Genomic DNA, 23,497 nt, shown 5'->3' with positions numbered 1-23,497 from the left:
CGCGCGCGTGTCTGCGCGGGTGGCCCCAGCAGCCTGACAGGCGCAGAGGGTCCGGGGCATGCATGTCTAGACCTGAAAGGGAACTCTATGAACAAGGCGATTACCGACGGGGTGGTGTTCATGCCACCCGCGTTCGAAAACGGGCTTGGCGTCTGGTCCAGTGAGGATGGCACGCCGGGCTCTTTGACTTATGTTGGCGCAGGCAATGCGGCATTGGTCCCGGCGGATCAGGATTTTGATGGCTGTCTTGAGTTGTTCAAAGATCAGAACACGCAAAAATTGCGCTACATGGGCCAGACGCCGTTTGAACAGGGGTGTTATCTTCGTGTCTCGGCGCGGGTGAAAGCGATTTCGGGTCCGTTGCCCGAGGTGCGCGTGGCCACATGGGCCGCGCAGGCGAGCGGAGCGCATGCCGGTGGATACGTAGAAAACGGTCCGGCAACCGCACTGACGGCCTATGGCGAAGTGGTCGAGGTGTCCGCCATTATCGGGTCAGGCAGCCGCAATGGCGTCGACATGATCTGGGGGGCGGATGTCGCCTATGCCCATGTCGGGATCGACCTGACGGGAACGAACGGCGCCGTCGTTCGCATCGACGATATTGTCGTCGAAGATGTGACGGGCGCCTATTTGCGGGACATGATGGACTGGGTCGATGTGCGCGACTTTGGCGCGGCAGGCGATGGCGTCACCGACGACAAGGCGGCGTTTCAAGCCGCAGACGCTGCCGCCAATGGGCGCACTGTTTTGGTGCCCGAAGGCACCTATCGCATTGCGTCGAACCTGACCCTGCACGCCGATGTCCGGTTTGAGGGCACGCTGACCATGCCGGACAACGCCTATCTGTCACTGACCCGCAATTTTGATCTGCCAACCTATATCGACGCTTTCGGGACCGAGCTGCTTGGCTTTCGCAAAGCGTTTCAGGCCCTGTTGCACTATGCCGATCACGAAATTCTGGACATGTGTGGCCGCCGGATTGATGTAACGTCACCAATTGACATGCAGGATGCCTACAATTCAGGCGACAGCTTCCTGATCCGACGGGTCATCAAGAATGGGCAGTTTTATGTCGTCGGTGGGTCCGCTTGGGATGACGAGGTGACCACCGCCACGGCGCAGTATAACGCCGCCAACCCCTATCGGTTGACCAATGTGGCCAATATTTCCGCAGTTATGCCGGGGTCGGTTGTCAGCGGTTTCGGTGTCGGGCGCGAAATCTATGTAAAGACGGTGGATGTCGCCAACTCCGAGGTCGAACTGAGCCAACCGCTTTGGGGTGCGGCCGCAAATCAGACATATACCTTTACGCGGCACAAATACGTGCTCGATTTCGGCGGGTTTGCAGAGGTGAACCGACTGAACCTGATAGAGGTCGAGCTTCAGTGCAACGGGCATGCCTCGGGCGTGATGCTGCCGCGTGATGGCGAAAACTTCGTGTTTCAGGACTGCTTTTTCATCAAACCCAAAAACAGGGGGATCAGCTCGGTCGGGCGCGGGTGTCAGGATCTGCATTTGGATCGCTGCCAATTCATCTCGAACGAACAGGGCATTGCGGCGACTGACCGGGTGTCGGTGGCATTCAACGTGAACGCAAATGACGCCAAGGTCCGCGATAACCGGTTCCAGCGGATGGGCACCTCGATGGTGCTGCACGGATCGGGTCACATCATCCAAGGCAACCACTTGTTTCAAGGTGACGAGGTGACAGATGGCCCACGGGTTGCGGGCCTTGTTTTCACCTATGAAAACAACAAGACCGTTCTGAATGGCAACTACATCGACAATTGTTTCGTCGAATGGAACAACGAACACGATGCCTTCCCAGATTTCGGGTCCGAATACTCCTTTGGCGGCATGACGATCACCGGCAACATCTTCACGGCCAATGATGTCGCATCCTGGTTCAAGTGGATTTATGTCAAACCCTTCGGCACCGGCCACTATCTGTCGGGGCTTCACGTGACCAACAACACCTTCCGGACCATCGCGGGTGCCATCAATCGGGTCGAGGGCGTGTCCACTACCCATGCCGATCTGGATTACTGGAGCATGAAAGATGTCACCTTTGAAAACAATGCATTCGTCGGGATCAGCCAGAAGACGATTTCGCCGGTGACGCTGGAATTCAACCAGAACACTGAAGCCGCCACCTGGGTACTCGACGGCTCGGATTATCTTCCGTTTGGCGGCAACGCGCGAACGGTGCAAAGCGTCACCATCGAAGGGGATCTGCGCGATGCTGGCAACAACCAAGTTTGGGACAATCCGCATGTGTTGGTCAATCAAGGGCCGAGCTACAAAAAGGTGGCGTTGGCGTGGTCAAAAGCGGTGCGTGGAACGGCACATGTAACAATGCGCGTGGATCGGCCGGTCTGACCGGTCGCCGCGCTGTTTCCCTTTCATATGCGACCAAGGCCCGCCGTATGGCGGGCCTGATTTCGTTGGGAATTCTGCAAATCCATTGACCCGGATCAATGCAGCCAACCGACGCCAGTGCTATCAGCAATCTGACAGCACAAAAGGAGAGATGCGCATGACAGCGAAGCAACCCGCAGCAGCCACCCAAAAAGCCACGGCACAAGCCAAGAAAGCGGAAACCAAACCGGACAACGTGGTGCCCGATACGGTATCGTCGGACAAAGGTGGCTTTCCTACCGTCAGCGAAGACAAGATCCGCCAAACCTTCGAGAACGGCAAGTATCCTTATGCGCACAAGCTCGGGCGTAAGGACTACGAGGCGCAGAAGGCGAAGCTTCAAGCCGAGCTTTTGAAAGTTCAGCGCTGGGTCGGTGAGACCGGGCAGAAATTTGTTTTGCTGTTTGAAGGTCGCGATGCAGCGGGCAAGGGCGGCACGATCAAGCGCTTTATGGAGCACCTCAACCCACGCGAAGCGCGTGTGGTTGCGTTGAATAAACCCACCGATGTCGAACGCGGCCAGTGGTTTTATCAGCGCTATATCCAGCATCTGCCAACCGCGGGTGAAATGGTCTTCTATGACCGCTCGTGGTATAATCGCGCCGGGGTCGAGCGCGTCATGGGGTTCTGTTCGCCCAACGAATACTTGGAGTTCATGCGCCAAACACCCGAGTTTGAACGCCACCTTAGCCGCTCGGGTATTCAGCTTTACAAATACTGGTTCTCGGTCACACGCGAAGAGCAAAAGCGCCGTTTTGACAGCCGTAAGGGTGACCCGTTGAAGCGTTGGAAACTGAGCCCGGTGGATGTGGCGTCGCTGTCAAAATGGGACGATTACACCGAAGCCAAGGAAGCAATGTTCTTCTATACCGACACGGCCGACGCACCTTGGACAATCATCAAGTCAAACGACAAGAAACGCGCAAGGATTGCTTGCATGCGGCATTTCTTGTCCACGATTGACTACCCGGACAAAGACCACGAATTGGTTGGTCAGCCTGATCCTCTGATTGTGGGCCATGCCAGTCAGGTGATCCACAATGCGGATCACATTCTGGGCGCAAGCTTGCACCCCGAACAGCGCCGCAACTGATCGCGCGGCCGGGCCGCAGCAATCAATACGACAGGAAAGGGGGCTTCACGGCCCCCTTTTTCTGTGTCGTTGCCCGCTGATTGCCGCCGGGCGTGCGACCAACCCTTGCCTTCGCCCAACGTCCAGCTAAGGTCGGTTGAAAATGGGCAAAGGTGAGCAGGATGTTACAATCAAGACGGTTCTTTACGTTCGGCCTTGCCGGGGTGTTTTTGACAGCGTGTCAATCAGGAGGCGCCACCGCGCCCGCCGCACGCCCTGCAACTGGTGCTGCCATGCGGTCGGTCCCCAACGCGGGCTTTGACGCGTGGGTCGAAGGCGCCAAAGCGCGCGCCATCGCCGGTGGTATCAATCCTGCGACCGTCCGGCAGGCCTTTCGCGGGGTTGGCTTTCTTCCCGGTGTGGTGGAGCGGGACCGCAACCAGACCGAATTCGTCCGCTCGTTCGAAGACTATCTGGCCATCGCAGCCTCTGACGATCGCATTGCGAAAGGGCGTGTGATGTTGCGCAGTCATGCCAGTTTGCTGGCCGCGCTCGAAGCGAAATATGGGGTCGAGAAAGAGGTTCTCGTCGCCGTTTGGGGCGTCGAAAGCCGCTATGGTGAACGGCGCGGCGATGTGCCGGTCATCTCGGCCTTGTCGACCTTGGCGTATGACGGGCGGCGCGGTCGGTTTTTTGAAAGCCAGCTGATCGCGGCGCTCAAGATATTGGAACGCGGCGACACCACGCCTGCACGAATGACGGGCAGTTGGGCAGGGGCGATGGGGCACACACAGTTCATCCCGACCTCGTATTTGGCCTATGCGGTAGACTTCAACGGGGACGGGCGGCGCGACATCTGGTCAGATGACCCGACGGATGCGCTGGCCTCGACGGCGGCCTATCTTAGCCGCTCTGGCTGGAAGCGCGGACAGCGGTGGGGGGACGAAATTACCGGCCGCGCACCGACCGGGCAGGGCAGTGTGGTGAAGCCGGCGGGCGAAAATGGCCCGGTCTTCGAGGTCTACCATAACTACCGCGTTCTGGGGCGTTACAACAACGCGCAGAAATACATTATCGGCGTGGGACACCTGTCTGACCGCTTGGCAGGGCGTGGCCCATTGCGGGCGACGTTCGGGCCGGACGAATATGGGCTGACCTTGGAGGATCGCAAGGCGTTGCAGGTGGGATTGACGCGCGCGGGCCATGATGTGGGTGAAGCAGATGGCGTGATCGGCAAAAAGACTTTTGCAGCGATCGAGGCATTCCAGCGCGCCCGCGGTTTGCCGGTGACGGGCCGTCCCTCGCGGGCGTTGTTGTCCATGCTGCGCTGACCCATGCGCACCTCGCAGACCAGGCGGGGATGGCACGAAACCAAGCTTGCCCCGCCTTACCTTCCGGCATAGGTCTGGGTGATGAACCAAAGCCTGTCCTTCCCCCTTCACATGCGAGCGGTCCTTGTCCTGGGCCTGCCACTTGTGGCGTCGCATCTGGCGCAGTTCGCCGTGCAGATCATCGATACGGTGATGTTGGGGTGGTATGGGGTCGAGGAACTGGCCGCCGTGGTGCTGGCAGGCACGGTCTTTCTGCTTTTCCTGATCGTCGGCTCGGGGCCGGCTTGGGCGTTGATGCCGCTGATTGCCTCGGCGTCCGAGGCAGGCGATGACACGCGGGTTCGGCGGCTGACGCGCATGGCGCTTTGGGTGTCGTTCGGGATTGCCCTGCTGGTCCTGCCGATCCTGTGGTTCGCCGCGCCGCTGTTGCGCGCGATCGGTCAGGACGCAGCGCTTAGCGAAATTGCGCAGGATTATCTGCGCATCGCAGGCTGGGGGTTGATCCCGGCCTTGTTCGTGATGACCCTGAAAAGCTATCTTGCCGCGCTAGAGCGCACCCGCGTGGTCTTGTGGGCCACCATTCTAAGTGCGGCCATGAATGGAGTGATCAATTACGCGCTGATCTTCGGCAATTGGGGCGCGCCGGAACTTGGGGTGCGCGGGGCGGCGATCGCTTCGGTCGTGATCCAGGTTGCAGCCGGGTTGGTGATGGCAGTGTATGCCACCCGCGCCTTGCCGCAACACGCGCTGTTTCAGCGGATCTGGCGACCTGACTGGGAGGCCTTGGGCGAACTTGTGCGGATGGGTGTTCCGATCGGGTTGACCGGGCTGGCCGAGGTCGGGATGTTCTCGGCTTCCACAGTTGTTATGGGGTGGATCGGCACGTTGGAGCTGGCCGCCCACGGCATCGCCCTGCAGATCGTATCGGCGTTTTTCATGGTGCACCTTGGGTTTTCAAATGCCGCCACGGTGCGGGCGGGCCGCGCCCTTGGGCGGCGGGACGAGGACAGTCTGCGCCGCGGCGCACTGGCGGTTTTGCTGATGTCGGCACTGTTCGGCATCGTCACGGTGATGTTGCTGGTCGGTGCTCCCGACCCCATGATCCTTGCGTTCCTTGATCCCGATGAACCCCTGAAGGACGAGATCTTGAGCATCGGACGTTCGCTTTTGATCGTCGCGGCGCTGTTTCAGTTTGCTGATGGGGGGCAGGCGATCACCCTTGGCCTGTTGCGTGGGGTGCATGACACCAAGGTGCCGATGATCATTGCGACAGTCAGCTATTGGATCATTGGGGTGCCGATGTCCTATGTGATGGGGATCACATGGGGCTTTGGCGGCGAAGGTGTGTGGATGGGGTTGGTGATCGGGCTGCTGGTCGCGGGTGTCTTGATGTCGTGGCGGTTCTGGGCGCGATCGTCGCGCATTGGGCAGGCGGCCGAGGTCTAAGGGTCGTCTTATTCCTCTTTCATCAGCCGGTCAGCTTTCTTTCGCACCAAAACCGTCCGCAGATCATGCATCGCCAACAAAAGGGCATCCGTCACCTGCTCCAATGCCTCGTCCGAGGCGCGCGTCTGCGCCCAATGGGCGGTCAGATTCAGGTGGTCAACGGCGCGCAGAATGTCGTCAATATCCCGCTTGGCAAGCGTGTCGCGCCGGTCCCTGATCCAGTTGGAGATCGCGTCCTGATCTTCCTGGGTCAGCTCGCGCCCGCCACTGGCCTTCACCTCGCCATTCTTGATGTTGATCGCAGCGATCTGATCCATCTCGATCCGACGATGACGGTTTTCAGTGTCAACACGGAACACGAAAGCTCCGTTTTCACGGATGCGGAAGTAATAGTCCGGCAGGTCTGCGGGCATGGGTGCTCCTTGCCTTGGCGGCGTCTTGAGATGCTGGTTTCAGGCCAGTGCGGCACAGAAGCCTTGAATGCGTGTGCAGGCTTCTTTCAAAGCCGCGTCCGAGGTTGCATAGCTGACGCGGAAATTGGGGGACAGCCCGAAAGCCGCGCCGAAAACCACGGCCACGCCGGTTTCTTCCAGCAAAGCTTTGGCGAACACCTCGTCATCGGTGATTTTCACGCCTGCAGGCGTTGTCTTCCCGATGCAGCCCTTGATCGAGGGATAGACATAGAACGCCCCGTCCGGCACCGGGCAGTCTAGCCCTTCGGCGGCGTTCAGCATCTCAACCACCAGATTTCGACGGCGCACGAAGGCTTTGTTGTTTTCGGCGATGAAGTCCTGCGGGCCATTCAGCGCCTCGACCGCCGCCCATTGGCTGATCGAACAGGGGTTCGAGGTCGATTGCGACTGGATCTTGCGCATGGCTGAAATCAGCTCGACCGGACCGCCGGCATAGCCGATGCGCCAGCCCGTCATTGCGTAAGCTTTGGACACCCCGTTGCAGGTCAGCGTGCGGTCATACAGGCCCGGCTCTACCTCGGCCGGGGTGCAAAACTCGAACCCATCATAGGCGAGATGCTCATACATATCGTCTGTCATCACCCAGACATGGGGGTGACGCATCAACACATCCGTCAGCGCTTTCAGTTGATCGCGTGAATATCCCGCACCGGTCGGGTTGGAGGGCGAGTTGAAGATCAGCCACTTGGTCTTGGGCGTGATCGCGGCCTCCAGCTGTTCGGGCGTCATGCGAAAGCCCGTTTCAATCGGGCATTCGACCACGACAGGTTCGCCACCGGCCAGCAAGACCATATCCGGGTAGCTGACCCAATAGGGGGCAGGGATGATCACCTCGTCACCAGGATTCAGGGTCGCCATCAGGGCGTTGTACAGGATCTGCTTGCCACCCGTGCCGACCGAGATCTGACCTGGCGCATAGTCCAACCCGTTTTCCCGCCTGAACTTGTCGCAAATCGCCGCTTTCAGTTCCGGCATCCCGTCCGGGGCTGTGTATTTTGTCTTGCCCGCGTCGATTGCGTCTTTGCCCGCCTGCTTGATGTTGTCGGGTGTGTCAAAGTCAGGCTCGCCCGCGCCAAGGCCAATGACATCGCGCCCTGCGGCCTTCAATTCCGCGGCCAATGTCGAAACAGCGATCGTGGGCGATGGTTTTACGCGATCAAGTGTCGCTGATAGGAAAGACATGGGGCCCTCGGTTTGTAAGTTGGTCTCAATTCTTCTAGGGTCAGGCGCGAAACCGATCAAGCGCCAACCTTGGATCGGCGCAAGCGACGCGATGGAAAAGGGTATGACGATGAGCGAAATTCTCGACGATGAGGGCTGGTTTTCGGAAGAGGCTGCAACCTTCGGTGATCGCCTTGCGGGTGCACGCGAAGCCGAGAGGTTGACCCAAGCTGAATTGGCGCGCCGCGTCGGTGTAAAGCTCAAGACCCTGCGCGGGTGGGAAGAGGACCTGAACGAACCGCGCGCCAACAAGCTTCAGATGCTGTCGGGCATTTTGAACGTGTCATTGCGCTGGATGTTGACCGGCGAAGGCACCGGTGTCGAAGCCCCGACCGAGGCGCCCGACGATGCGCCCGACATCCGGGATTTGCTGCTGGAAATGCGCGATATCAAATCCCAGATGGCCCGATCTTCCGAACAACTTGCCCGACTGGAAAAGCGTCTGCGCAAACGTCTGGAAGGAACTGTGGCATGAGCAGCCTATCACTCGATCAACTGAAAGAAACGCCCGGCGCGCGGCCGGGTGAAACGCATGATCACCGCGTGAAGCGGCTGGCAATGCGGTCCATGCGGCGCGGTATAAAAGAGATGGATATCATCCTCAGCAAGTATGCCGACGATCAGCTTGCTGATATGAACGGCGCCGAGCTTGACCTATACGAGGCGCTGCTGGGCGAAAACGATCAAGACCTGTATCAATGGGTTTCTGGCCAGCAGTCCGCGCCGGCGCATCTGTCCGAGCTGATCGAACATATCGCGCGACACACCGGCGCGCGCTAAGCGGCGCCACCGGTTCGGATTTTGCGAAATTTTTCTGCAACTCCTTTCTGCATTTAACTGAATGTTCTTTTTTTGCCGCGAAGGTCGCTCCTGTTAATTAGGTCGGAGAGACGGATGAGCATGCAAACCCCCATTGGGCAGACAGGCAGCCAGACTTTTGTGTATCAGTATCTTGAAGCGCTTGCGTTGGTGGAACGGTTACACCGGCTTCTTCTGGATGTGATCAAGGATGAATTCGAGCGTGTCGGCGTGTTGGAGGTGAACGCCGTTCAGGCGTTGTTGCTGTTCAACATCGGTGACAACGAGGTGACGGCGGGCGAGTTGAAGTCGCGCGGCTATTACCAAGGGTCAAACGTCTCCTACAACCTCAAGAAGCTGGTCGATATGGGGTATATGCACCATCAACGGTGTGAAATCGACCGCCGATCGGTGCGGGTGCGGTTGACGGAAAAAGGTCGGTTCATCCGCGAAACTGTCGCGACACTTTTTGAGCGGCACGCAGACGGTCTGCAGTCGCGTGATGTGCTGAGCGCCTCGGGGATCGAAGACATCAATGCGTCACTCAAGCGGGTCGAACGGTATTGGACAGACCAAATCCGCTATATCTATTGACGGATCACAGTGGTGGTGTCGCCCGAACCGTCGGGCTCGACTTGGCTAACGATCATGCCCTGAAGTTCGCGTAGAAGTTTGCGCACCATCGCCTCTTCATAGTCTTGAAAGCCGAAGGCCTGTTCGACAAACCGTCCCCTGCCGTGGATCACAAGCTCTTTGTAATACGCAACAAGGTCGGACTTTGCATCGCCTGCCCCAATCACCAGACCATTGATCGTGATACCATCAAACCCCGCCAGATGCCTGACATCTTGCGGGCGGGGACCAGTATTCGCTGGCCCATCACCCGAGATATCCAATGTTCGCACCCAACAGTTTTGCTGCGACAACAGCCTCTGGCCGAAAATCATGGCCGCACCCAATCCCGTAGAAGGGTCGGCCTGAATACGTAGGGTCGCGCGCAAGCGATTGGCGACACCAAGCACCGCTGCACGGTCGGTCAACGACACCCAGTCCTGCAACAACCTCTGATGGCGTGGACCGCTCCATTCGAAAATCGAGACCTGAACCGGTGTCTTAGGGAAAGACAGGATCGCGCGCAGCACGTCTTCGTGTTCAAGGGCCGCAGCCAAGCCATTCATTTGCAGCCGATATTCGCCTGCATCGACCGACCCGGAAACATCCAAACCAAGCGCAAGGGCCTGCCGGCAGTCCGCACCAGTTTGGGCGCTGGCATCCGCCGGAGGTGTGATCCAGAACAGCCCGGCTGCGAACAGGAAGCCACAAACCGCAACACACCGTGTGACAACCCCGCGCGCGTGTTTCATCACCAGTGACCGGTGTTTTCCATGTTGACCCATGGCTCTGCCGGGGCCAGACGGTCGCCCGCTTGCAACAGCTCGATCGAGATATTGTCGGGCGAGCGAACGAAGGCCATGTGGCCGTCTCGCGGCGGCCGGTTGATGGTCACACCGTTGTCCATAAGATGCTGGCACATCTTGTAAATATCCTCGACCTCATAGGCCAGATGCCCGAAATGGCGACTGTCCGATGGCAGGCCTTCGTCGCCATCCCAGTTATAGGTCAGCTCCACAGGGCAGTCCGGCTGTCCCGGCGGGGCCATGAAAATCAGCGAAAACCGCCCTTGCTCGCTGTCCATCTGGCGGGTTTTCTCAAGCCCCAGAAGTTCAAAGAACCGAATGCTGTCTTCAAGGTTCTTCACGCGAACCATTGTGTGCAGGTAACGAATTTTCATCTGTATCCTCCGGTGATCAAGGCGGGTTCGCCAACAGCCTAACAGGTCAAGCGCCCAAGAAAAGCGCAAACGCCGCATCTACGGCATCTTGCTGTTTTGCGATCCGCCTCGACTATATATAGTGGCCGGGCAATCATGAGACGAGAGATTCGACATGCCCCTGAGCCCCGAACAGATCCGCGAAATCGAAGAACAACGTAGCACCCCACAGCCGACCCTTCGGGCGGTCAGCCCCGGCATGGAAAAGCACCTCTATACCGCGCATGAAGTGCTGGACCACGGCTTTGTCCGCGTCATCGACTATATGGGCGACGACGCTGCGATCTGTCAGGCCGCGCGGGTCAGCTACGGCAAGGGCACCAAAAGCGTGCAGAACGACGCGGGCCTGATCCGCTACCTGATGCGCCACTGGCATTCGACCCCGTTTGAAATGTGCGAGATCAAGCTGCACGTCAAACTGCCTGTCTTCGTGGCCCGCCAGTGGATCCGCCACCGGACCGCGAATGTGAACGAATACTCGGCGCGTTATTCGATCCTCGACCGCGAGTTCTATATCCCCGCACCCGAACACGTCGCCGCGCAGTCGGTGGTGAACAATCAGGGTCGCGGCGCCGCGCTGGAAGGCGAGGAAGCCGCGCGCGTGCTGGAAATCCTGAAAGCCGACAGCAACCGCGCCTATGATCACTATGAACAGATGATCTCGGATGACGGCCAACAGGGGCTGGCGCGGGAACTCGCGCGGATGAATCTGCCCGCCAATATCTATACGCAATGGTATTGGAAGGTGGACCTGCACAACCTGTTCCACTTCCTGCGCCTGCGCGCCGACCACCACGCACAATACGAAATCCGCGTCTATGCCGACGCGATCTGCAACATCGTCGCCGACTGGGTCCCCGCCGCATACGGCGCGTTCGAGGATTACCGTCTGGGCGGCGCCAACCTGTCCGGCCGCGCCATGGACTGCGTGCGCCGCATGCTGAAAGGCGAAGAGGTCACGCAGGAGAACTCCGGCATGTCGAAGGGCGAATGGCGCGAGTTTGAGGCGGAGTTGAAGGGGTAGCGGATGGATACGCCTGAACATGGGGCTTCAGAAACTAGTGGAGGCAACCGCTATAGCCACCAATACGCTCGCCCAGAGAAACTGTATTCTGATTCAAAACGGTTTAGGTTTCGGATGGCCCAGTTGTTTGAGGCGTTCTGCCGAGAGAAGGTCAAATCGACAGAACTCGGTGAGGAATTGGAATACGAACTCGGCGTCTCCGTGATTTCTCACGGGGGATACGCCCCATATGTCAATTGGGAACGCTTTTTTGAGCATTGCGAGCTGAGGGATGTCCTCGATACAGTTACGATAACCTATAGGTTCCTGAAAGATGAGCGATTAAGTGGCGCTCTTCTCGGTGAAACGAAAAGGTTTATGAAAGAGGAATGTGTTGGTTTCACAATTGATGATTCCGGAGGACTACATCCAATTGTAGATGAAGCTTTCGAAGTGAATCGGCAGCATCTACTTGAAGGGCTAACTGGAGAGCGTTTCGCGGCAGCTCTTGATCATTGCTCAGTAATTGACAAGGCAATGTTGCTATCTCCAATTGATGGAAGGCAGGCAATCAGGTCTTCTTTCGATCTGAATGAGAACCTATTCAAAACGGCTTTTGCGGGTGCAACCCACATCAATTCCAAAACGATAGAAAAGCATCTGAAACCTGCTGCAATGTCTTATGCTGATACCAATGGAGAGGTGCCCCACGTTATTGCAAAGCAAGTTTCTGGATTTGAAAACTGGGTAAACAGCGTGCACTTCTTTCGGCACGAAGCAGGCCGACCTGAACCGATGCAACCTTTAGAGGACACCGCCATCTTGTTGGTCTCTCAAGGATATTCCTACGCACGTTGGCTCTTGCGGGTTCTGCATGCAGGTTAGCCCGTGCGCCGCACGGGCAGCGCCCGACCCTCCCCACAGGAGGGCGCTTCGCACCATCCCAGGGTCGGGCGCTGCCCTTTGAAAACGAAGCGCGTCCCCAATCACTCGATCAGTTCTTAGGCCATAGCAGTCCCCCTTCCGTTTCACCCCGGACCAAGCCATAACAGGCGTTGGGCGGCATTCGTGCCTAGCCAAATTGATGCCAATCTAGGAGGCAATATGCGCGTTTGGGGTCTGAAAAACTGTGACACATGCCGCAAGGCGGTGAAGGCGTTGGAGGCAGCGGGCCTCTCTGTCGATTACGTAGATGTGCGTGCTGACGGCGTTGACCCTGCCGATCTGGCGCGGTTCCATGCGGCGTTTGGCGAGGCGTTGGTCAACAAGCGCTCTACCACGTGGCGCGGCTTGTCTGACAGTGAGCGCGCGGGTGATCCTATTGAATTGTTGACACAAAATCCGACATTGATGAAGCGCCCGGTGATCGAGGACAGGGACAAGTTGACGTTAGGTTGGGACGCAATAACGCGTGACAGCTGGTTGGAGGGCGCCGCCTGAGCGCCTATCTGTTCGGAAAGTAGGAGGTATCTGCATGCGCAACGCTGCATTGGTTTTGGGGATCATCGCCGGGATTTGGGGCATGATCGTTGGATTTTTCGGCTATGGCTATACCGAAGTGATCGCGCGGATGGGCGAGTTGCCCGATCTGGCCGAACAGGTGGATAATCCGGGCCGGGTCCGCGCCTTTGCCCTGATCGCGCCGGTGTTGGCGCTGGCAGGTGGGGCGATGGCCCGCTCGGCCGCGCAGATCGGTGGTATTTTGCTGCTTCTGTCCGCTGCGGGCATGTATTTCGCCTTTGGTTACGGCGTGTTCACCATGTTCCCAATTGCGCTGGCGGGTTTGGGTGGTTTGCTTGCGCTGATCGCGGTCAGGCCTGATCCGCACTAGCCCGCCGCGTCAGCGGATGTTCAGCAGTCGGTCGACAGATATCGGCCCCGCGCCTTTCAGCACCAAAGTCACCAACACCACCATCCAGAACAGACGTTGATCCAGGATTACGCTGTCTGGGATGCGGTCAAACCACGCGCCCAGCGTTTCGGGCTGCGCAATCCCGCCGTGGCCAAACAGGTCGGTCAGGCTTTGCACGATGACAAAGCCGATCATCCCAAGGGCGGTCAGGCGGGTCAGCAAGCCGATGGTGATCAGAAGCGGTAAGGCGAATTCAGCCAAGGTGCCCGCCACGACCACGGCCCAGTGGAACATGCCAAGCTGGCCCACGTCATACGATGCGGCCTCCATCGCTTTGGGGAAAATCTGCGCGTAGGCGCCAAGGCTGGGTTGGAAAACGCCAAGCAGGCCGTCGCCTGTTTTGGTCAGCGCCGAGGCCCAGAAATACCCAAGCAAAGTCGCGGCAAAGGTGAAGCGGGCCAGCGTGGGCAGGGTGGCCGGGGCCAACCGCTCGGCCAAATCAGCAAGCGGATTGTAGAGATTTGCCAAGGCGCGCATGGCGGTATCCTTCCGAGTATTTAGTCTGGTTTGTCGATGCCGATGATAGAGTGTGTTGCGATCAGGACGCCCAGAGTGGCAGTCAGATCGAAATCAGGTGTGTCTGCCGTGGCAAGCCCAAGCGCGGTTCCAAAGCTGCGCCCTTTGATCAGCGATGCGACGAAGCGCGCGCCGCCATCGGGCAGCCGTTCGGCCACGGGATCAAACCCAACACGGCTGATCAGGATGCTCTCAGCGCCACCCGTGGGCTGCGGGCCATCTTTCATATTGAAATCCCAGATCGCCTTGGCCGGCCATTTGGTGACCAAAACCTCGCAGGCAGGCGACATCTTAAGCCGGGTCGCCATTAACGCGCGATGGTCCAGCTTGGTCAGGTCATCAGGGTTAACAGGTGCCGCGTCGCCCGCGTGATAGGCACGCCGCAGGGCAAGTTCCAGCCGCGCCACATCGGGCAGGTATTTCAAATGAAGCGTGCCGGGGAAGCTTTCCAGAAACCCCGGAAGGGCGGCGCCATAATGCATCATAAGGGGCGAGGTTGGCGGGTGAATGCGTAGGTAAACCTTTGCCATTTCGCGAAAAAATTCGTCGCCGACCAATTTGGCAAGCACCGGGAACCCCGTCAGCATCGCCTCGGACAAGCCATGCACAACGTTGTTGCGGTAGACCGAGAACCGCTTGGAGGCTTGTTGACCGTCGGGGTTGGTCAGCCCGTCCGGAACCGCCTGTTGTGGATCAAGCAGCGCTTTGCGAAACGCCGTTTGCGTCACGGATACATCACCTGTGCGGGGAAGGGTTTCAGCGCGCGTCATGCCGAGACCTGCGCGGCCAATGCCGGTTCCATGTGGCGTGTCGCACGGGCGGCTTCGGCTTCCAGAATGTCCCAATCCGGGACGTCATTGTCCCATTCCACAAGGGCAGGGCGCGCGCCTGCACGGGCGATCACGTGGTCAAACAGGGTCCAGACGGGTTCGTCCACCGGCGTGCCGTGGCTGTCAATCAACAGCTTGCGACCCATCTCGTCGGCATCTTCGTCATGGCCAGCAAGGTGAAATTCTTCAACCAAGTCAAGCGGATAGGCGTCGATATAGGCGCGTGGATCAAAGCCCAGATTGGTCGCAGAGACAAAGACGTTGTTCACATCCAGCAGCAGCCCGCACCCGGTGCGCCGGGCAACTTCGCGCAGGAAATCCGGTTCGGACCACGTGCTTTCAGCGAAGGCCAAATAAGATGACGGGTTTTCCAGCAGCATCTTGCGCCCAAGGTGATCCTGCACCTCGTTGATATGCGCGGTGATGCGGGTGAGTGTGTTGGTTGTGTAGGGCAGCGGTAAAAGATCGTTCAGGAACGCGCCGTCATGGGTCGACCACGCCAGATGTTCGGAAAACATCGCGGGGTTCAGCCAATCGATCAAGCGCTTCAGGCGGGCAAGATGTTCGGGGTCCAAACGGGTTTCACCACCGATGGATAGGCCGACACCGTGCACCGAAATCGGGAAATGCTCGGCCAAGTGGCGCAGTTGCGCCATTGGGCGTCCGCCGTCGCCCATGTAGTTTTCCGCGTGAATCTCAAGCCAACTGACCGTGCCGGGGTTGTCGATGAGGGCCGCAAAATGCTGCGGTTTGTATCCGACGCCCGCCCCGTTGGGCAACGTGTTGTCATGGGCAATATCAAGCATGGAAAGCTCCATCGAAAGCTCGGGTCAGGCGGTTGACTTGGCAAAGGGTGCAGGCTGGTCAGGCGCGATGGTGGCTCCGGCCGGACAACCGGCCAGAGCGATTTGCAACCAGATTTAGCTGGCAGGCAGGTTGGTATCCAGAGCCTCCAACGAGCCCTTCATCATCATGCCTTCAGCGTCGGTGACCTCCATGGTCTCGCACGTGCCGGCCGGAACCAGTTTCCAGGCGTTGCCTTGGTAGTCGACGGTGGAAGTGCCTGCGCAGGTGGTGCCGGGGCCAGCGGCGCAATCGTTTTGACCTGCAAGGGACACACCAAAGCATTTTTCCTGCTCGCCATCAGCGAAAGCGGGCACGGCGCTGGCGGCAACTGCGGCAGAGACTGCACCAAGAACGGCGACGGTTTTCATGTTGTTGGACATCAAGTTTTCCTTTCGGGTTTTATTCTCACCGCTCATGGGCGGTAAGGGAAAGGTAAAGCGTGGGGGGCAGGCGGCTCCATTCACGAACGCGTAATTCACGGCTCCGTTAGCGGGAGTGATCGCTGCAAAGGCGCGTTCGTTGGCGTGGTGGCGCGTGGCTTGAGCCCGTTAAGCCCTCATATCAATGGGAAAATCTGGGCGATCGGAAAATCGACTTCGCAAACTTTGCGTGACCCGAGCCAATTGCGATTTCGAAAGTTTCAAGAAAAGCGCCGTCTTCTTGGCGTTTGTTACAGGCTTTTTAGCGAGTCTTTCCGTTTGTCACGGGCAATGTGAGGGGGTGCGACGTATTGGGATAGAAAAAAACCCCCGCGCTTGGCGGGGGTTTAAGGTCTTAGCCCTGCTATTCGGCCAGATCGGGCGGGGTCGCTTCGTGCGCCAGCATCCCGGCCACGTCTTCCAACGGCAGCACCTTCGAATGCTTGTCGCCCAAGCGGCGCATCGATACCGTGCCGTCTTCGACTTCCTTCATGCCGCAGGCCAGAATGACCGGCACCTTGCCGACCGAGTGTTCACGGACCTTGTAGTTGATCTTTTCATTTCGAATGTCAGCCTCTGCGCGGATGCCTTTTGCTTTCAGCGCGGCGACGACGTTTTGCACGTAGTCATCAGCGTCCGACACGATCGAGGCGACAACCACCTGACGTGGTGCGACCCAGAAAGGCAGCTTGCCCGCGTGGCTTTCGATCAGGATGCCAATGAAGCGTTCAAAAGACCCCAGCGTGGCGCGGTGCAGCATGACCGGGCGATGCTTGGCCCCGTCCTCGCCGATATAATTCGCATCCAGACGTTCCGGCAGGACGAAATCCACCTGCAACGTGCCACATTGCCAGTCGCGCCCGATGGCGTCGGTCAATACAAACTCCAGCTTGGGACCATAGAATGCCCCTTCGCCGGGGTTCAGTTCGCAGTCATAGCCCGCCGCTTTGGTGGCCCCCAAAAGCGCGGTCTCGGCTTTGTCCCAGACCTCGTCCGATCCCGACCGCTTTTCAGGACGGTCCGAGAACTTGATCGCGAAGTTTTCGAACCCAAGGTCTTCGTAGATCGCGGACAGAAACTCGATGAAGATTTTCGTCTCGTCCTCGATCTGCGCCTCGGTGCAGAAAATATGCGCGTCATCCTGTGTGAACCCGCGCACCCGCATGATCCCGTGCAGAGCGCCCGACGGCTCATACCGGTTGCACGAGCCAAACTCGGCCATGCGCAGGGGCAGGTCGCGATAGGATTTCAGACCCTGATTATAAATCTGAACGTGGCACGGGCAGTTCATCGGTTTCAGCGCGTTGACGGATTTCTCGCGCGCGTGTTCTTCGTCCACTTCGACGATGAACATATGCTCCTGATATTTTTCCCAGTGGCCCGAGGCTTCCCACAGTTTGCGATCCACGACCTGCGGCGTGTTCACCTCGACATAGCCGCCGCGCTTTTGCTGACGGCGCATATAGTCCTGAAGCTCTGTGTAGATCGTCCAGCCGTTGGGGTGCCAGAAGATTTGGCCGGGGGCTTCTTCCTGCATGTGAAACAGGTCCATCTCGCGGCCCAGCTTGCGGTGGTCACGTTTGGCGGCTTCTTCCAGCATGTGCAGGTGCTTTTTCAGTTGCTCCTTGTTCTGGAAGCCGACGCCATAGATCCGTTGCAACATCGCGCGATCTGAATCGCCACGCCAATAGGCTCCCGCCACGCTCATCAGTTTGAACGCGTCGGCGGGCAGTTGGCCCGTGTGTTGCAGGTGCGGACCGCGGCACAAATCCTGCCAATGGCCGTGCCAATACATGCGCAGCGGCTCGTCACCCGGAATGGCTTCGATCAGCTCGACCTTGTAGGGTTCGTTATTGGCCTCATAGAATTTCACCGCGCGGTCGCGTTCCCAAATCTCGGTGGTGACGGGTTCGCGCTTGTTGATGATCTCTTTCATCTTGGCCTCGATCTGGCCGAGGTCTTCGGGCGTGAACGGCTCTTCGCGGTCAAAATCGTAATACCAGCCGTTATCGATCACCGGGCCGATGGTAACTTTCACGTCGGGCCAGATCTCCTGCACCGCGCGCGCCATCACGTGGGCGAAGTCGTGGCGGATCAACTCCAGCGCCTGCGTGTCGTCCTTCATCGTGTGAAGCGAGATCGACGCATCGTCGTTGATCGGCCATTGCATATCCCAATGGGCACCACCGACCGTCGCGGAAATGGCTTTCTTCGCCAACGAATTTGAGATGCTCGTGGCGACCTCGGCAGGGGTCACGCCCGCGTCATAGTCGCGCGAATTGCCGTCAGGAAATGTAAGGGAAATCTGGCTCATTGGCCTTCTCCTCGTCGTTTTGGCGCCCACGGAACGCCCGGTTGCGGGTTATGTGTGGGCGACTTTTGAACCTTGCGTGCGCGGCTGTCAACGGCTTGAAGGGCAAGTTGGGGATTGCAGAGCATTTCGCGCCCGGTATGGTTTGCGCGACACATCAGACGGGAAAGACCATGACCGACATTCAGTATCTCGACACCGCCAATGGCCGCCGCATCGCTTACGTGAAAACAGACGGGCAGGGGCCGACGATCCTGTTTCTGTCCGGCCTAAAGTCGGACATGGAGGGCACCAAGGCGGTCGCGCTTGAGGCTTGGGCCAAGGCCGAGGGGCGGGCGTTCCTTCGGTTTGACTATTCCGGGCACGGCAAAAGCTCGGGCGAGTTTACCGAAGGCTGCATCGGAGATTGGCATGAGGACACACTGGCAGTTGTCGACCAGTTGATTGACGGCCCCGTTCTGGTGGTCGGCAGTTCAATGGGCGGCTGGCAGTCGCTGTTGCTGGCGCGCGCACGACCGGGCCGGGTGGTGGGTCTTGTCACCATCGCGGCTGCCCCTGACTTCACCGAAGATGGCTATTGGGCCGAATTTAGCGACGATCAGAAGGCGGAACTGGAGCGTAAGGGCTTCGTGACGCTCCCCTCGGACTATGACGAGGATTACATTATCACCAAGCGCCTGATCGAAGATGGGCGCGATCATCTGGTTCTGCGCAGCCTGCTGAAGCTTGATGTGCCTGTGCGTTTTCTGCAAGGGACCGAGGACACCGCCGTGCCGACCGCGCAGGCGGTGAAACTGCTTGAGCATGTCGAAGGCGCCGACATCCGGCTGACGTTGGTGAAAGGCGCCGATCACCGGTTTTCAGACGAAGAATGCCTGCGCACCATTCAGAAGATGGTGAAAGTCGTGCTGTCGCGCGGATGATTGCCGCATCTTTCTGCGGCTTCCGCGATAGCGCTTGCGCAATTCGGCGCTGCGCTTCAAAGTCCCGACCGAGGCAAGACAGACAAGCGAGCGAATGATGCCAGACCCCTTGGTGCTAATTCCGGGAATGATGTGTGATGCGCGCGTTTTCGGGCCGCAGATCAACGATCTTTCGCGTGATCACGCCGTTCACGTGGCCGCCCCCGTGGTGGGCGACACCATTCGTGAAATGGCAGCGCATATTTTGGATCAAGCGCCGGCGCGCTTTGCCTTGGCCGGGCTGAGCATGGGCGGCATTGTCGCGATGGAGATGGCGCGCCGCGCACCCGAGCGGGTCAACCGGCTGGCATTGATTTCAACCACGCCACTGCCCGACACCCCAGCGCAAGCCGCGTGGCGTGAACCGCAGATTGTGCGCGCAAGCGCAGGGCGGCTGGATGAGGCGCTGAACGAAGCAATGTCGCCGGACAATCTGGCCCCTGGCGCCGGTCGAGCTCCGATCCTGGAGCTTGTGCACGACATGGCGCACGGGCTTGGTGCCGAGATGTTCGTGCGCCAATCGCGCGCGCTACAGCGCCGCCCGGATGCACAGCGTGCGCTTCAGAAATTGCGTGTCCCGGCGATGGTCATGTGTGGGGCGCATGACGGGCTGACACCTCCGAAAAGGCATGAAACCATGGCGGCGCTTATCCCGGGGGCAGAGCTTGTCACATTGCAGGATGCAGGCCATCTGCCCACGCTTGAGGTGCCGCTTCAAGTCACGATCGGGTTGCGCGCCTGGTTGGAAATGCCGCTTGAACTTCGGTAGGTAAGTTGCAGAAAACAATAAAAGAAAGGCGCACCGTTCAGGCGCGCCTTCTTTTGTTTTTTCCGCCGGATGCTTGGCTGCTCAGACGGCTTTCAAAACAGCAGACTTGCGTGCTTTGGTCGCCCGTTTCTTCGCGGCTTGCGCGGCGTGGCGCCCTTTGTTCTGGTCAATGAAGTCCAGCACCAAGGGACGGATGTTGTTGCGCCAGCTTTTGCCCGCGAAGATGCCGTAATGTCCGGCGCCTTCTTCCACATGGCTGGCCTTCTTGCTGTCGGGCAGGCCGGTCAGCATCTCAAGTGCCGCGATACACTGGCCCGGTGCCGTGATATCATCTTTGGTGCCTTCGACAGTTTTCACCGCGACATCGGTGATCGCACCGATATTGACCTTGTGGCCGTCGACGACGAATTCGTTCTTGGCGATCTCGCCCTTTTTGAACACGCGTTCAACGGTGGACAGATAGAATTCTGCAGTCATATCCATCACGGCAAGGTATTCGTCATAGAACCGATTATGTTTGTCATTCTCGGTCGCTTCGCCTTTGGCCACGCGCATGACCTGATTTCTGAACGCCTTGGAGTGGGTTTCGGAATTCATCGACATGAAGCCGGCCAGTTGCAACAGTCCGGGATAAACCATCCGGCCTGCGCCCTTGTATTTGAACCCAACGCGCTGGATGGCGAGCTCTTCCAATTGTCCCATCGTCACGCGACGCCCAAAGTCCGTCACGTCGGTGGCGGCGGCGTCGGGGTTGATCGGCCCGCCAATCAGGGTCAGCGTTTGCGGTTGGGCCTCGGGGTCAACTTCGGCCAGATAGGCCGTCGCGGCAAGGGTTAGGGGGGCCGGTTGGCAGACCGCTACCACATTGATGTCCGGCCCAAGATGGCGCATGAATTCAACAAGGTAGAGCGTATAATCCTCGATATCGAACTTGCCTTCGCTGACCGGGATATCGCGGGCGTTGTGCCAGTCGGTGATATAGACCTCGGCGTCAGGCAACAGGCTGGCGACGGTCGAATGTAGAAGCGTGGCATAGTGGCCCGACATCGGCGCAACCAGCAATATGCGGCGCTCTTTCTCAGGCCGACCTAGAACTTTGAATTGGATCAAGTCTCCGAACGGGCGTTCGACCAACTTATCGATCTGCACGATGTGATCACGCCCATCTTCGGCGACGACGCTGGTGATGCCCCAATCCGGCTTCATCACCATGCGGTGAAAGCTGCGTTCTGTGACTTCGCCCCAAGCGGCCATCATTTGAAAGAACGGGGTCGGCATAAGCGCCGTTGCCGGATAGGAACCCATCGCGGCGGCGGTCGCACCGAGCCACTGATTCGTGTTGCGGATGGTTTCCATCAGGTCGTAGGTCGCCATATATCGCATGTGAATTACCCTTTGATTTTTGCTCGCTGCATTCGCATAGTCGAAAACACATGCGGATATCTCGATGCTGCACGTGCGAAATCATACGGGGGAAATTGCTTCATGACAACTGACCAAAATAATCAGGGCCAGGAGTTGAGTGAATTAAACGACAATCTTGCCCGTATCGAGGCATTGTCCACGCGACTTGCAAATATCATTGCGCATCGCAAGCCCGTCAGGTCCAGTTTGCAGGCCCCCGGTCAGGAATTCTTTTTGGAGACAGCCGGCAAGGTGTGGGCAGAGATCTTGGCCAACCCAGCCAAAATGATTGAACATCAGGCGAGCTATTGGGGCAAAACGCTTGAACACGCTATCGAAGCCCAGGCGGCGATCGCCAGAGGCGACTTCAATTCCGCCGATGATGAAACGCCCAAGGATCGGCGCTTTTCCAATCCGCTTTGGGATTCGCATCCGTATTACAGCTACCTCAAGAAACAATACCTCACGACCTCGCAAGCCATGAAAGAGGCTCTTGGCGATGTCGAGGGCGTGGAAGACAGCGAACGCAAGCGTCTGGAGTTCTTCACCCACCAGATCATCGACATGATGAGCCCGACCAACTTCCTGGCCACCAATCCCGAAGCGATTGAGCGCGCTGTCGAAACCAAAGGGCAATCCTTGGTCGCCGGATTGGAAAATCTGGTTGCGGATCTGGAAGCGCATGACGGCGAATTGCTGGTCAAGCTTGTCGACGATACCGCCTTCGAAGTGGGCAAGAACATCGCAACAACGCCGGGGCAGGTCGTCTATCGCAACCGGATGATGGAGCTGATTCAGTATGCCCCGACGACCGAAAAGGTCCACACCACGCCGTTGATCATCTTCCCGCCCTGGATCAACAAGTTCTACATTCTGGACCTGAAAGAACAAAACAGCCTGATCAAGTGGATCGTCGAACAGGGCTTTACGCTGTTCGTGGTCAGTTGGGTAAACCCGGATGCCTCTTACGCCGATGTTGGTATGGGGGATTATATCGAAGACGGCTATCTGGCCGCGATGCGTGAAGTGAAGGCGATCACGGGGCAGAAGAAGGTGAACGTGGTTGGCTATTGCATCGCCGGCACAACGCTGTCGCTGACACTGTCGCTGATGAAGAAGCGCGGCGATACCTCGGTGAAGTCGGCAACCTTCTTCACGACCCTGACGGATTTCTCGGATCAGGGAGAGGTCGGGGTCTTCCTCGACAATGATTTCGTGAACGGGATCGAGGAAGAGGTGAAAGAGGCGGGCTATCTAGACAGTTTCTTCATGTCGCGGACGTTTTCCTATCTGCGTCCCAATGATCTGATCTATGGGCCGGCCATCAACAGCTATATGCTGGGCAAGACGCCACCCGCCTTTGATTTGCTGTATTGGAACGGCGATAGCACAAACCTTCCGGCCAAGATGACGGTCGAATACCTGCGCGGGCTGTGTCAGGGTGACCAGTTCGCCAAAGGGGACTTCCCCTTGTTGGGCGAGCATCTGTCGATCGAAGATGTGAATGTCCCGCTGTGCGCGATCGCATGTGAAACGGACCACATCGCCGCGTGGAAATCGTCTTACGACGGTTTCCGGCAGATGGGGTCGAAGAACAAGACGTTCATCTTGTCGGAAAGTGGCCATATCGCGGGCATTGTGAACCCGCCTTCGAAAAAGAAATACGGACACTACACCAATGAGGACTGGCCAGCAGCGTCGTCGGATTGGCTGGACGGGGCCACGTTCCACGAAGGATCGTGGTGGGGCAGGTGGGCCGAGTGGCTTGGTGCGCAGTCTGGCAAGATGATCGACGCCCGCGAGATAGGCGATTCGGATCATAAACCGCTGGCGCCCGCTCCCGGAACATATGTCGTCGCGAAGCCAAATATCTGAATTTCAACGTCTTCTGAAGAAATTATGCTGCAGTGCAGAAAAAGACTTGATTTGCTGCGC

Annotated in this window: 24 protein-coding genes; 14 read left to right on the top strand and 10 right to left on the bottom strand. The window is 58.4% G+C overall.

The features are described 5' to 3' along the window. Positions 1-87 precede the first annotated feature (87 nt). The 4 genes from ACXYMP_RS15060 (at position 88) to ACXYMP_RS15045 (ending at position 6,267) form a co-directional block, all read left to right on the top strand. Positions 88-2,379 (top strand): glycosyl hydrolase family 28-related protein, encoded by a 2,292-nt coding sequence (locus ACXYMP_RS15060; protein WP_458907290.1) that lies wholly within the window; start codon positions 88-90, stop codon positions 2,377-2,379. A gap of 157 nt (positions 2,380-2,536) precedes the next feature. After that, a complete protein-coding gene (ppk2, locus tag ACXYMP_RS15055; protein WP_298566252.1) occupies positions 2,537-3,511 on the top strand; it encodes a polyphosphate kinase 2 in 975 nt (324 codons plus the stop codon). A 161-nt stretch (positions 3,512-3,672) separates the two neighbouring features. Beyond that, positions 3,673-4,821, top strand: a complete 1,149-nt coding sequence (locus ACXYMP_RS15050) for a lytic murein transglycosylase (protein WP_298566253.1) — start codon at positions 3,673-3,675, stop codon at positions 4,819-4,821. A gap of 81 nt (positions 4,822-4,902) precedes the next feature. Next, positions 4,903-6,267, top strand: a complete 1,365-nt coding sequence (locus tag ACXYMP_RS15045) for an MATE family efflux transporter (protein WP_298566255.1) — start codon at positions 4,903-4,905, stop codon at positions 6,265-6,267. Positions 6,268-6,275: 8 nt separating this feature from the next. Here ACXYMP_RS15045 and ACXYMP_RS15040 read toward each other — a convergent pair whose 3' ends face one another. Together ACXYMP_RS15040 and ACXYMP_RS15035 are read right to left on the bottom strand one after the other, a co-directional pair. Further along, positions 6,276-6,680, bottom strand: coding sequence for a hypothetical protein (locus ACXYMP_RS15040; RefSeq protein ID WP_298566257.1), 405 nt, complete (start codon positions 6,678-6,680; stop codon positions 6,276-6,278). Between the two features lie 39 nt (positions 6,681-6,719). Further along, the gene (locus tag ACXYMP_RS15035) at positions 6,720-7,922 is read right to left on the bottom strand and encodes a pyridoxal phosphate-dependent aminotransferase (RefSeq protein ID WP_298566259.1); all 1,203 of its coding nucleotides are present in this window, start codon (positions 7,920-7,922) and stop codon (positions 6,720-6,722) included. Positions 7,923-8,025: 103 nt separating this feature from the next. Here ACXYMP_RS15035 and ACXYMP_RS15030 point away from each other — a divergent pair, with 103 nt between their 5' ends. The 3 genes from ACXYMP_RS15030 (at position 8,026) to ACXYMP_RS15020 (ending at position 9,353) form a co-directional block, all read left to right on the top strand. Then, positions 8,026-8,436, top strand: a complete 411-nt coding sequence (locus ACXYMP_RS15030; RefSeq protein ID WP_458907372.1) for a helix-turn-helix domain-containing protein — start codon at positions 8,026-8,028, stop codon at positions 8,434-8,436. Continuing rightward, positions 8,433-8,741, top strand: coding sequence for a succinate dehydrogenase assembly factor 2 (locus ACXYMP_RS15025; RefSeq protein WP_298566263.1), 309 nt, complete (start codon positions 8,433-8,435; stop codon positions 8,739-8,741). Before ACXYMP_RS15030 ends, ACXYMP_RS15025 begins: the two co-directional genes overlap by 4 nt. Before the next feature lie 114 nt (positions 8,742-8,855). Further along, on the top strand, positions 8,856-9,353 hold the full coding sequence (locus tag ACXYMP_RS15020) for a MarR family winged helix-turn-helix transcriptional regulator (protein ID WP_298566265.1): 498 nt from the start codon (positions 8,856-8,858) through the stop codon (positions 9,351-9,353). On the opposite strand, the gene ACXYMP_RS15015 is transcribed toward ACXYMP_RS15020, so the two are convergent. Together ACXYMP_RS15015 and ACXYMP_RS15010 are read right to left on the bottom strand one after the other, a co-directional pair. Next, complete coding sequence (locus ACXYMP_RS15015; protein WP_458907286.1) at positions 9,347-10,123, bottom strand: DUF1194 domain-containing protein; 777 nt, start codon at positions 10,121-10,123, stop codon at positions 9,347-9,349. The two genes, ACXYMP_RS15020 and ACXYMP_RS15015, sit on opposite strands and share 7 nt — an antisense overlap. Beyond that, complete coding sequence (locus ACXYMP_RS15010) at positions 10,123-10,551, bottom strand: VOC family protein (protein ID WP_458907284.1); 429 nt, start codon at positions 10,549-10,551, stop codon at positions 10,123-10,125. The genes ACXYMP_RS15015 and ACXYMP_RS15010 overlap by 1 nt, the downstream gene beginning before the upstream one ends. A gap of 154 nt (positions 10,552-10,705) precedes the next feature. Between ACXYMP_RS15010 and thyX the strand changes: the two genes are divergently transcribed. The 4 genes from thyX to ACXYMP_RS14990 all read left to right on the top strand — a co-directional run bounded on the left by thyX (position 10,706) and on the right by ACXYMP_RS14990 (position 13,424). After that, positions 10,706-11,614: an FAD-dependent thymidylate synthase gene (gene thyX, locus ACXYMP_RS15005; protein ID WP_298566271.1), complete on the top strand. Its 909-nt coding sequence runs from the start codon at positions 10,706-10,708 to the stop codon at positions 11,612-11,614. A gap of 3 nt (positions 11,615-11,617) precedes the next feature. After that, positions 11,618-12,478 (top strand): hypothetical protein, encoded by an 861-nt coding sequence (locus ACXYMP_RS15000; protein ID WP_458907282.1) that lies wholly within the window; start codon positions 11,618-11,620, stop codon positions 12,476-12,478. A gap of 219 nt (positions 12,479-12,697) precedes the next feature. Further along, positions 12,698-13,033 carry an ArsC/Spx/MgsR family protein gene (locus tag ACXYMP_RS14995; RefSeq protein WP_458907280.1) on the top strand — a complete coding sequence of 112 codons (336 nt, stop codon included), beginning with the start codon at positions 12,698-12,700 and terminating at the stop codon, positions 13,031-13,033. 34 nt (positions 13,034-13,067) lie between these two features. Next, positions 13,068-13,424 (top strand): hypothetical protein, encoded by a 357-nt coding sequence (locus ACXYMP_RS14990; RefSeq protein WP_458907278.1) that lies wholly within the window; start codon positions 13,068-13,070, stop codon positions 13,422-13,424. Positions 13,425-13,433: 9 nt separating this feature from the next. Here ACXYMP_RS14990 and ACXYMP_RS14985 read toward each other — a convergent pair whose 3' ends face one another. From ACXYMP_RS14985 to thrS, 5 genes are all read right to left on the bottom strand, one after another. Further along, complete coding sequence (locus tag ACXYMP_RS14985) at positions 13,434-13,982, bottom strand: DoxX family protein (protein ID WP_458907276.1); 549 nt, start codon at positions 13,980-13,982, stop codon at positions 13,434-13,436. Between the two features lie 20 nt (positions 13,983-14,002). Further along, positions 14,003-14,791: an HvfC/BufC N-terminal domain-containing protein gene (locus ACXYMP_RS14980; protein WP_458907274.1), complete on the bottom strand. Its 789-nt coding sequence runs from the start codon at positions 14,789-14,791 to the stop codon at positions 14,003-14,005. Next, positions 14,788-15,657, bottom strand: a complete 870-nt coding sequence (gene bufB, locus ACXYMP_RS14975; protein WP_458907272.1) for an MNIO family bufferin maturase — start codon at positions 15,655-15,657, stop codon at positions 14,788-14,790. Before bufB ends, ACXYMP_RS14980 begins: the two co-directional genes overlap by 4 nt. A 114-nt stretch (positions 15,658-15,771) precedes the next feature. Next, on the bottom strand, positions 15,772-16,077 hold the full coding sequence (locus ACXYMP_RS14970; RefSeq protein ID WP_248363683.1) for a BufA1 family periplasmic bufferin-type metallophore: 306 nt from the start codon (positions 16,075-16,077) through the stop codon (positions 15,772-15,774). A gap of 403 nt (positions 16,078-16,480) precedes the next feature. Then, positions 16,481-18,430 carry a threonine--tRNA ligase gene (gene thrS / locus ACXYMP_RS14965; RefSeq protein ID WP_458907270.1) on the bottom strand — a complete coding sequence of 650 codons (1,950 nt, stop codon included), beginning with the start codon at positions 18,428-18,430 and terminating at the stop codon, positions 16,481-16,483. Positions 18,431-18,600: 170 nt separating this feature from the next. Between thrS and ACXYMP_RS14960 the strand changes: the two genes are divergently transcribed. Together ACXYMP_RS14960 and ACXYMP_RS14955 are read left to right on the top strand one after the other, a co-directional pair. Beyond that, positions 18,601-19,350: an alpha/beta fold hydrolase gene (locus ACXYMP_RS14960; RefSeq protein ID WP_458907268.1), complete on the top strand. Its 750-nt coding sequence runs from the start codon at positions 18,601-18,603 to the stop codon at positions 19,348-19,350. Positions 19,351-19,447: 97 nt separating this feature from the next. Continuing rightward, a complete protein-coding gene (locus ACXYMP_RS14955; RefSeq protein WP_298566289.1) occupies positions 19,448-20,158 on the top strand; it encodes an alpha/beta fold hydrolase in 711 nt (236 codons plus the stop codon). Positions 20,159-20,239: 81 nt separating this feature from the next. Here ACXYMP_RS14955 and phaZ read toward each other — a convergent pair whose 3' ends face one another. Beyond that, on the bottom strand, positions 20,240-21,541 hold the full coding sequence (gene phaZ, locus ACXYMP_RS14950) for a polyhydroxyalkanoate depolymerase (protein ID WP_458907266.1): 1,302 nt from the start codon (positions 21,539-21,541) through the stop codon (positions 20,240-20,242). Between the two features lie 102 nt (positions 21,542-21,643). Here phaZ and ACXYMP_RS14945 point away from each other — a divergent pair, with 102 nt between their 5' ends. Further along, positions 21,644-23,437 carry a PHA/PHB synthase family protein gene (locus tag ACXYMP_RS14945; protein WP_298566293.1) on the top strand — a complete coding sequence of 598 codons (1,794 nt, stop codon included), beginning with the start codon at positions 21,644-21,646 and terminating at the stop codon, positions 23,435-23,437. The last annotated feature ends 60 nt before the right edge of the window (positions 23,438-23,497 follow it).

This window comes from Aliiroseovarius sp. CAU 1755 (assembly GCF_054482655.1).
Note: the sequence above shows the minus strand (reverse complement) of the source record. Positions and strands in the feature narration are given on the sequence as shown.

What these genes read in the sequence shown, in the direction of transcription:
- phaZ (WP_458907266.1), bottom strand. Translation starts at nt 21,541, where the DNA reads ATGCGATATATGGCGACCTACGACCTGATGGAAACCATCCGCAACACG.
- ACXYMP_RS15040 (WP_298566257.1), bottom strand. Translation starts at nt 6,680, where the DNA reads ATGCCCGCAGACCTGCCGGACTATTACTTCCGCATCCGTGAAAACGGA.
- ACXYMP_RS14970 (WP_248363683.1), bottom strand. Translation starts at nt 16,077, where the DNA reads ATGTCCAACAACATGAAAACCGTCGCCGTTCTTGGTGCAGTCTCTGCC.
- ACXYMP_RS15015 (WP_458907286.1), bottom strand. Translation starts at nt 10,123, where the DNA reads ATGAAACACGCGCGCGGGGTTGTCACACGGTGTGTTGCGGTTTGTGGC.
- ACXYMP_RS14960 (WP_458907268.1), top strand. Translation starts at nt 18,601, where the DNA reads ATGACCGACATTCAGTATCTCGACACCGCCAATGGCCGCCGCATCGCT.
- ppk2 (WP_298566252.1), top strand. Translation starts at nt 2,537, where the DNA reads ATGACAGCGAAGCAACCCGCAGCAGCCACCCAAAAAGCCACGGCACAA.
- ACXYMP_RS14955 (WP_298566289.1), top strand. Translation starts at nt 19,448, where the DNA reads ATGCCAGACCCCTTGGTGCTAATTCCGGGAATGATGTGTGATGCGCGC.
- ACXYMP_RS15025 (WP_298566263.1), top strand. Translation starts at nt 8,433, where the DNA reads ATGAGCAGCCTATCACTCGATCAACTGAAAGAAACGCCCGGCGCGCGG.
- ACXYMP_RS14945 (WP_298566293.1), top strand. Translation starts at nt 21,644, where the DNA reads ATGACAACTGACCAAAATAATCAGGGCCAGGAGTTGAGTGAATTAAAC.
- thyX (WP_298566271.1), top strand. Translation starts at nt 10,706, where the DNA reads ATGCCCCTGAGCCCCGAACAGATCCGCGAAATCGAAGAACAACGTAGC.
- ACXYMP_RS14995 (WP_458907280.1), top strand. Translation starts at nt 12,698, where the DNA reads ATGCGCGTTTGGGGTCTGAAAAACTGTGACACATGCCGCAAGGCGGTG.
- ACXYMP_RS15000 (WP_458907282.1), top strand. Translation starts at nt 11,618, where the DNA reads ATGGATACGCCTGAACATGGGGCTTCAGAAACTAGTGGAGGCAACCGC.
- ACXYMP_RS15050 (WP_298566253.1), top strand. Translation starts at nt 3,673, where the DNA reads ATGTTACAATCAAGACGGTTCTTTACGTTCGGCCTTGCCGGGGTGTTT.
- ACXYMP_RS14990 (WP_458907278.1), top strand. Translation starts at nt 13,068, where the DNA reads ATGCGCAACGCTGCATTGGTTTTGGGGATCATCGCCGGGATTTGGGGC.
- ACXYMP_RS15030 (WP_458907372.1), top strand. Translation starts at nt 8,026, where the DNA reads ATGACGATGAGCGAAATTCTCGACGATGAGGGCTGGTTTTCGGAAGAG.
- ACXYMP_RS15060 (WP_458907290.1), top strand. Translation starts at nt 88, where the DNA reads ATGAACAAGGCGATTACCGACGGGGTGGTGTTCATGCCACCCGCGTTC.
- bufB (WP_458907272.1), bottom strand. Translation starts at nt 15,657, where the DNA reads ATGCTTGATATTGCCCATGACAACACGTTGCCCAACGGGGCGGGCGTC.
- ACXYMP_RS14980 (WP_458907274.1), bottom strand. Translation starts at nt 14,791, where the DNA reads ATGACGCGCGCTGAAACCCTTCCCCGCACAGGTGATGTATCCGTGACG.
- ACXYMP_RS14985 (WP_458907276.1), bottom strand. Translation starts at nt 13,982, where the DNA reads ATGCGCGCCTTGGCAAATCTCTACAATCCGCTTGCTGATTTGGCCGAG.
- ACXYMP_RS15010 (WP_458907284.1), bottom strand. Translation starts at nt 10,551, where the DNA reads ATGAAAATTCGTTACCTGCACACAATGGTTCGCGTGAAGAACCTTGAA.
- ACXYMP_RS15035 (WP_298566259.1), bottom strand. Translation starts at nt 7,922, where the DNA reads ATGTCTTTCCTATCAGCGACACTTGATCGCGTAAAACCATCGCCCACG.
- ACXYMP_RS15020 (WP_298566265.1), top strand. Translation starts at nt 8,856, where the DNA reads ATGAGCATGCAAACCCCCATTGGGCAGACAGGCAGCCAGACTTTTGTG.
- thrS (WP_458907270.1), bottom strand. Translation starts at nt 18,430, where the DNA reads ATGAGCCAGATTTCCCTTACATTTCCTGACGGCAATTCGCGCGACTAT.
- ACXYMP_RS15045 (WP_298566255.1), top strand. Translation starts at nt 4,903, where the DNA reads ATGAACCAAAGCCTGTCCTTCCCCCTTCACATGCGAGCGGTCCTTGTC.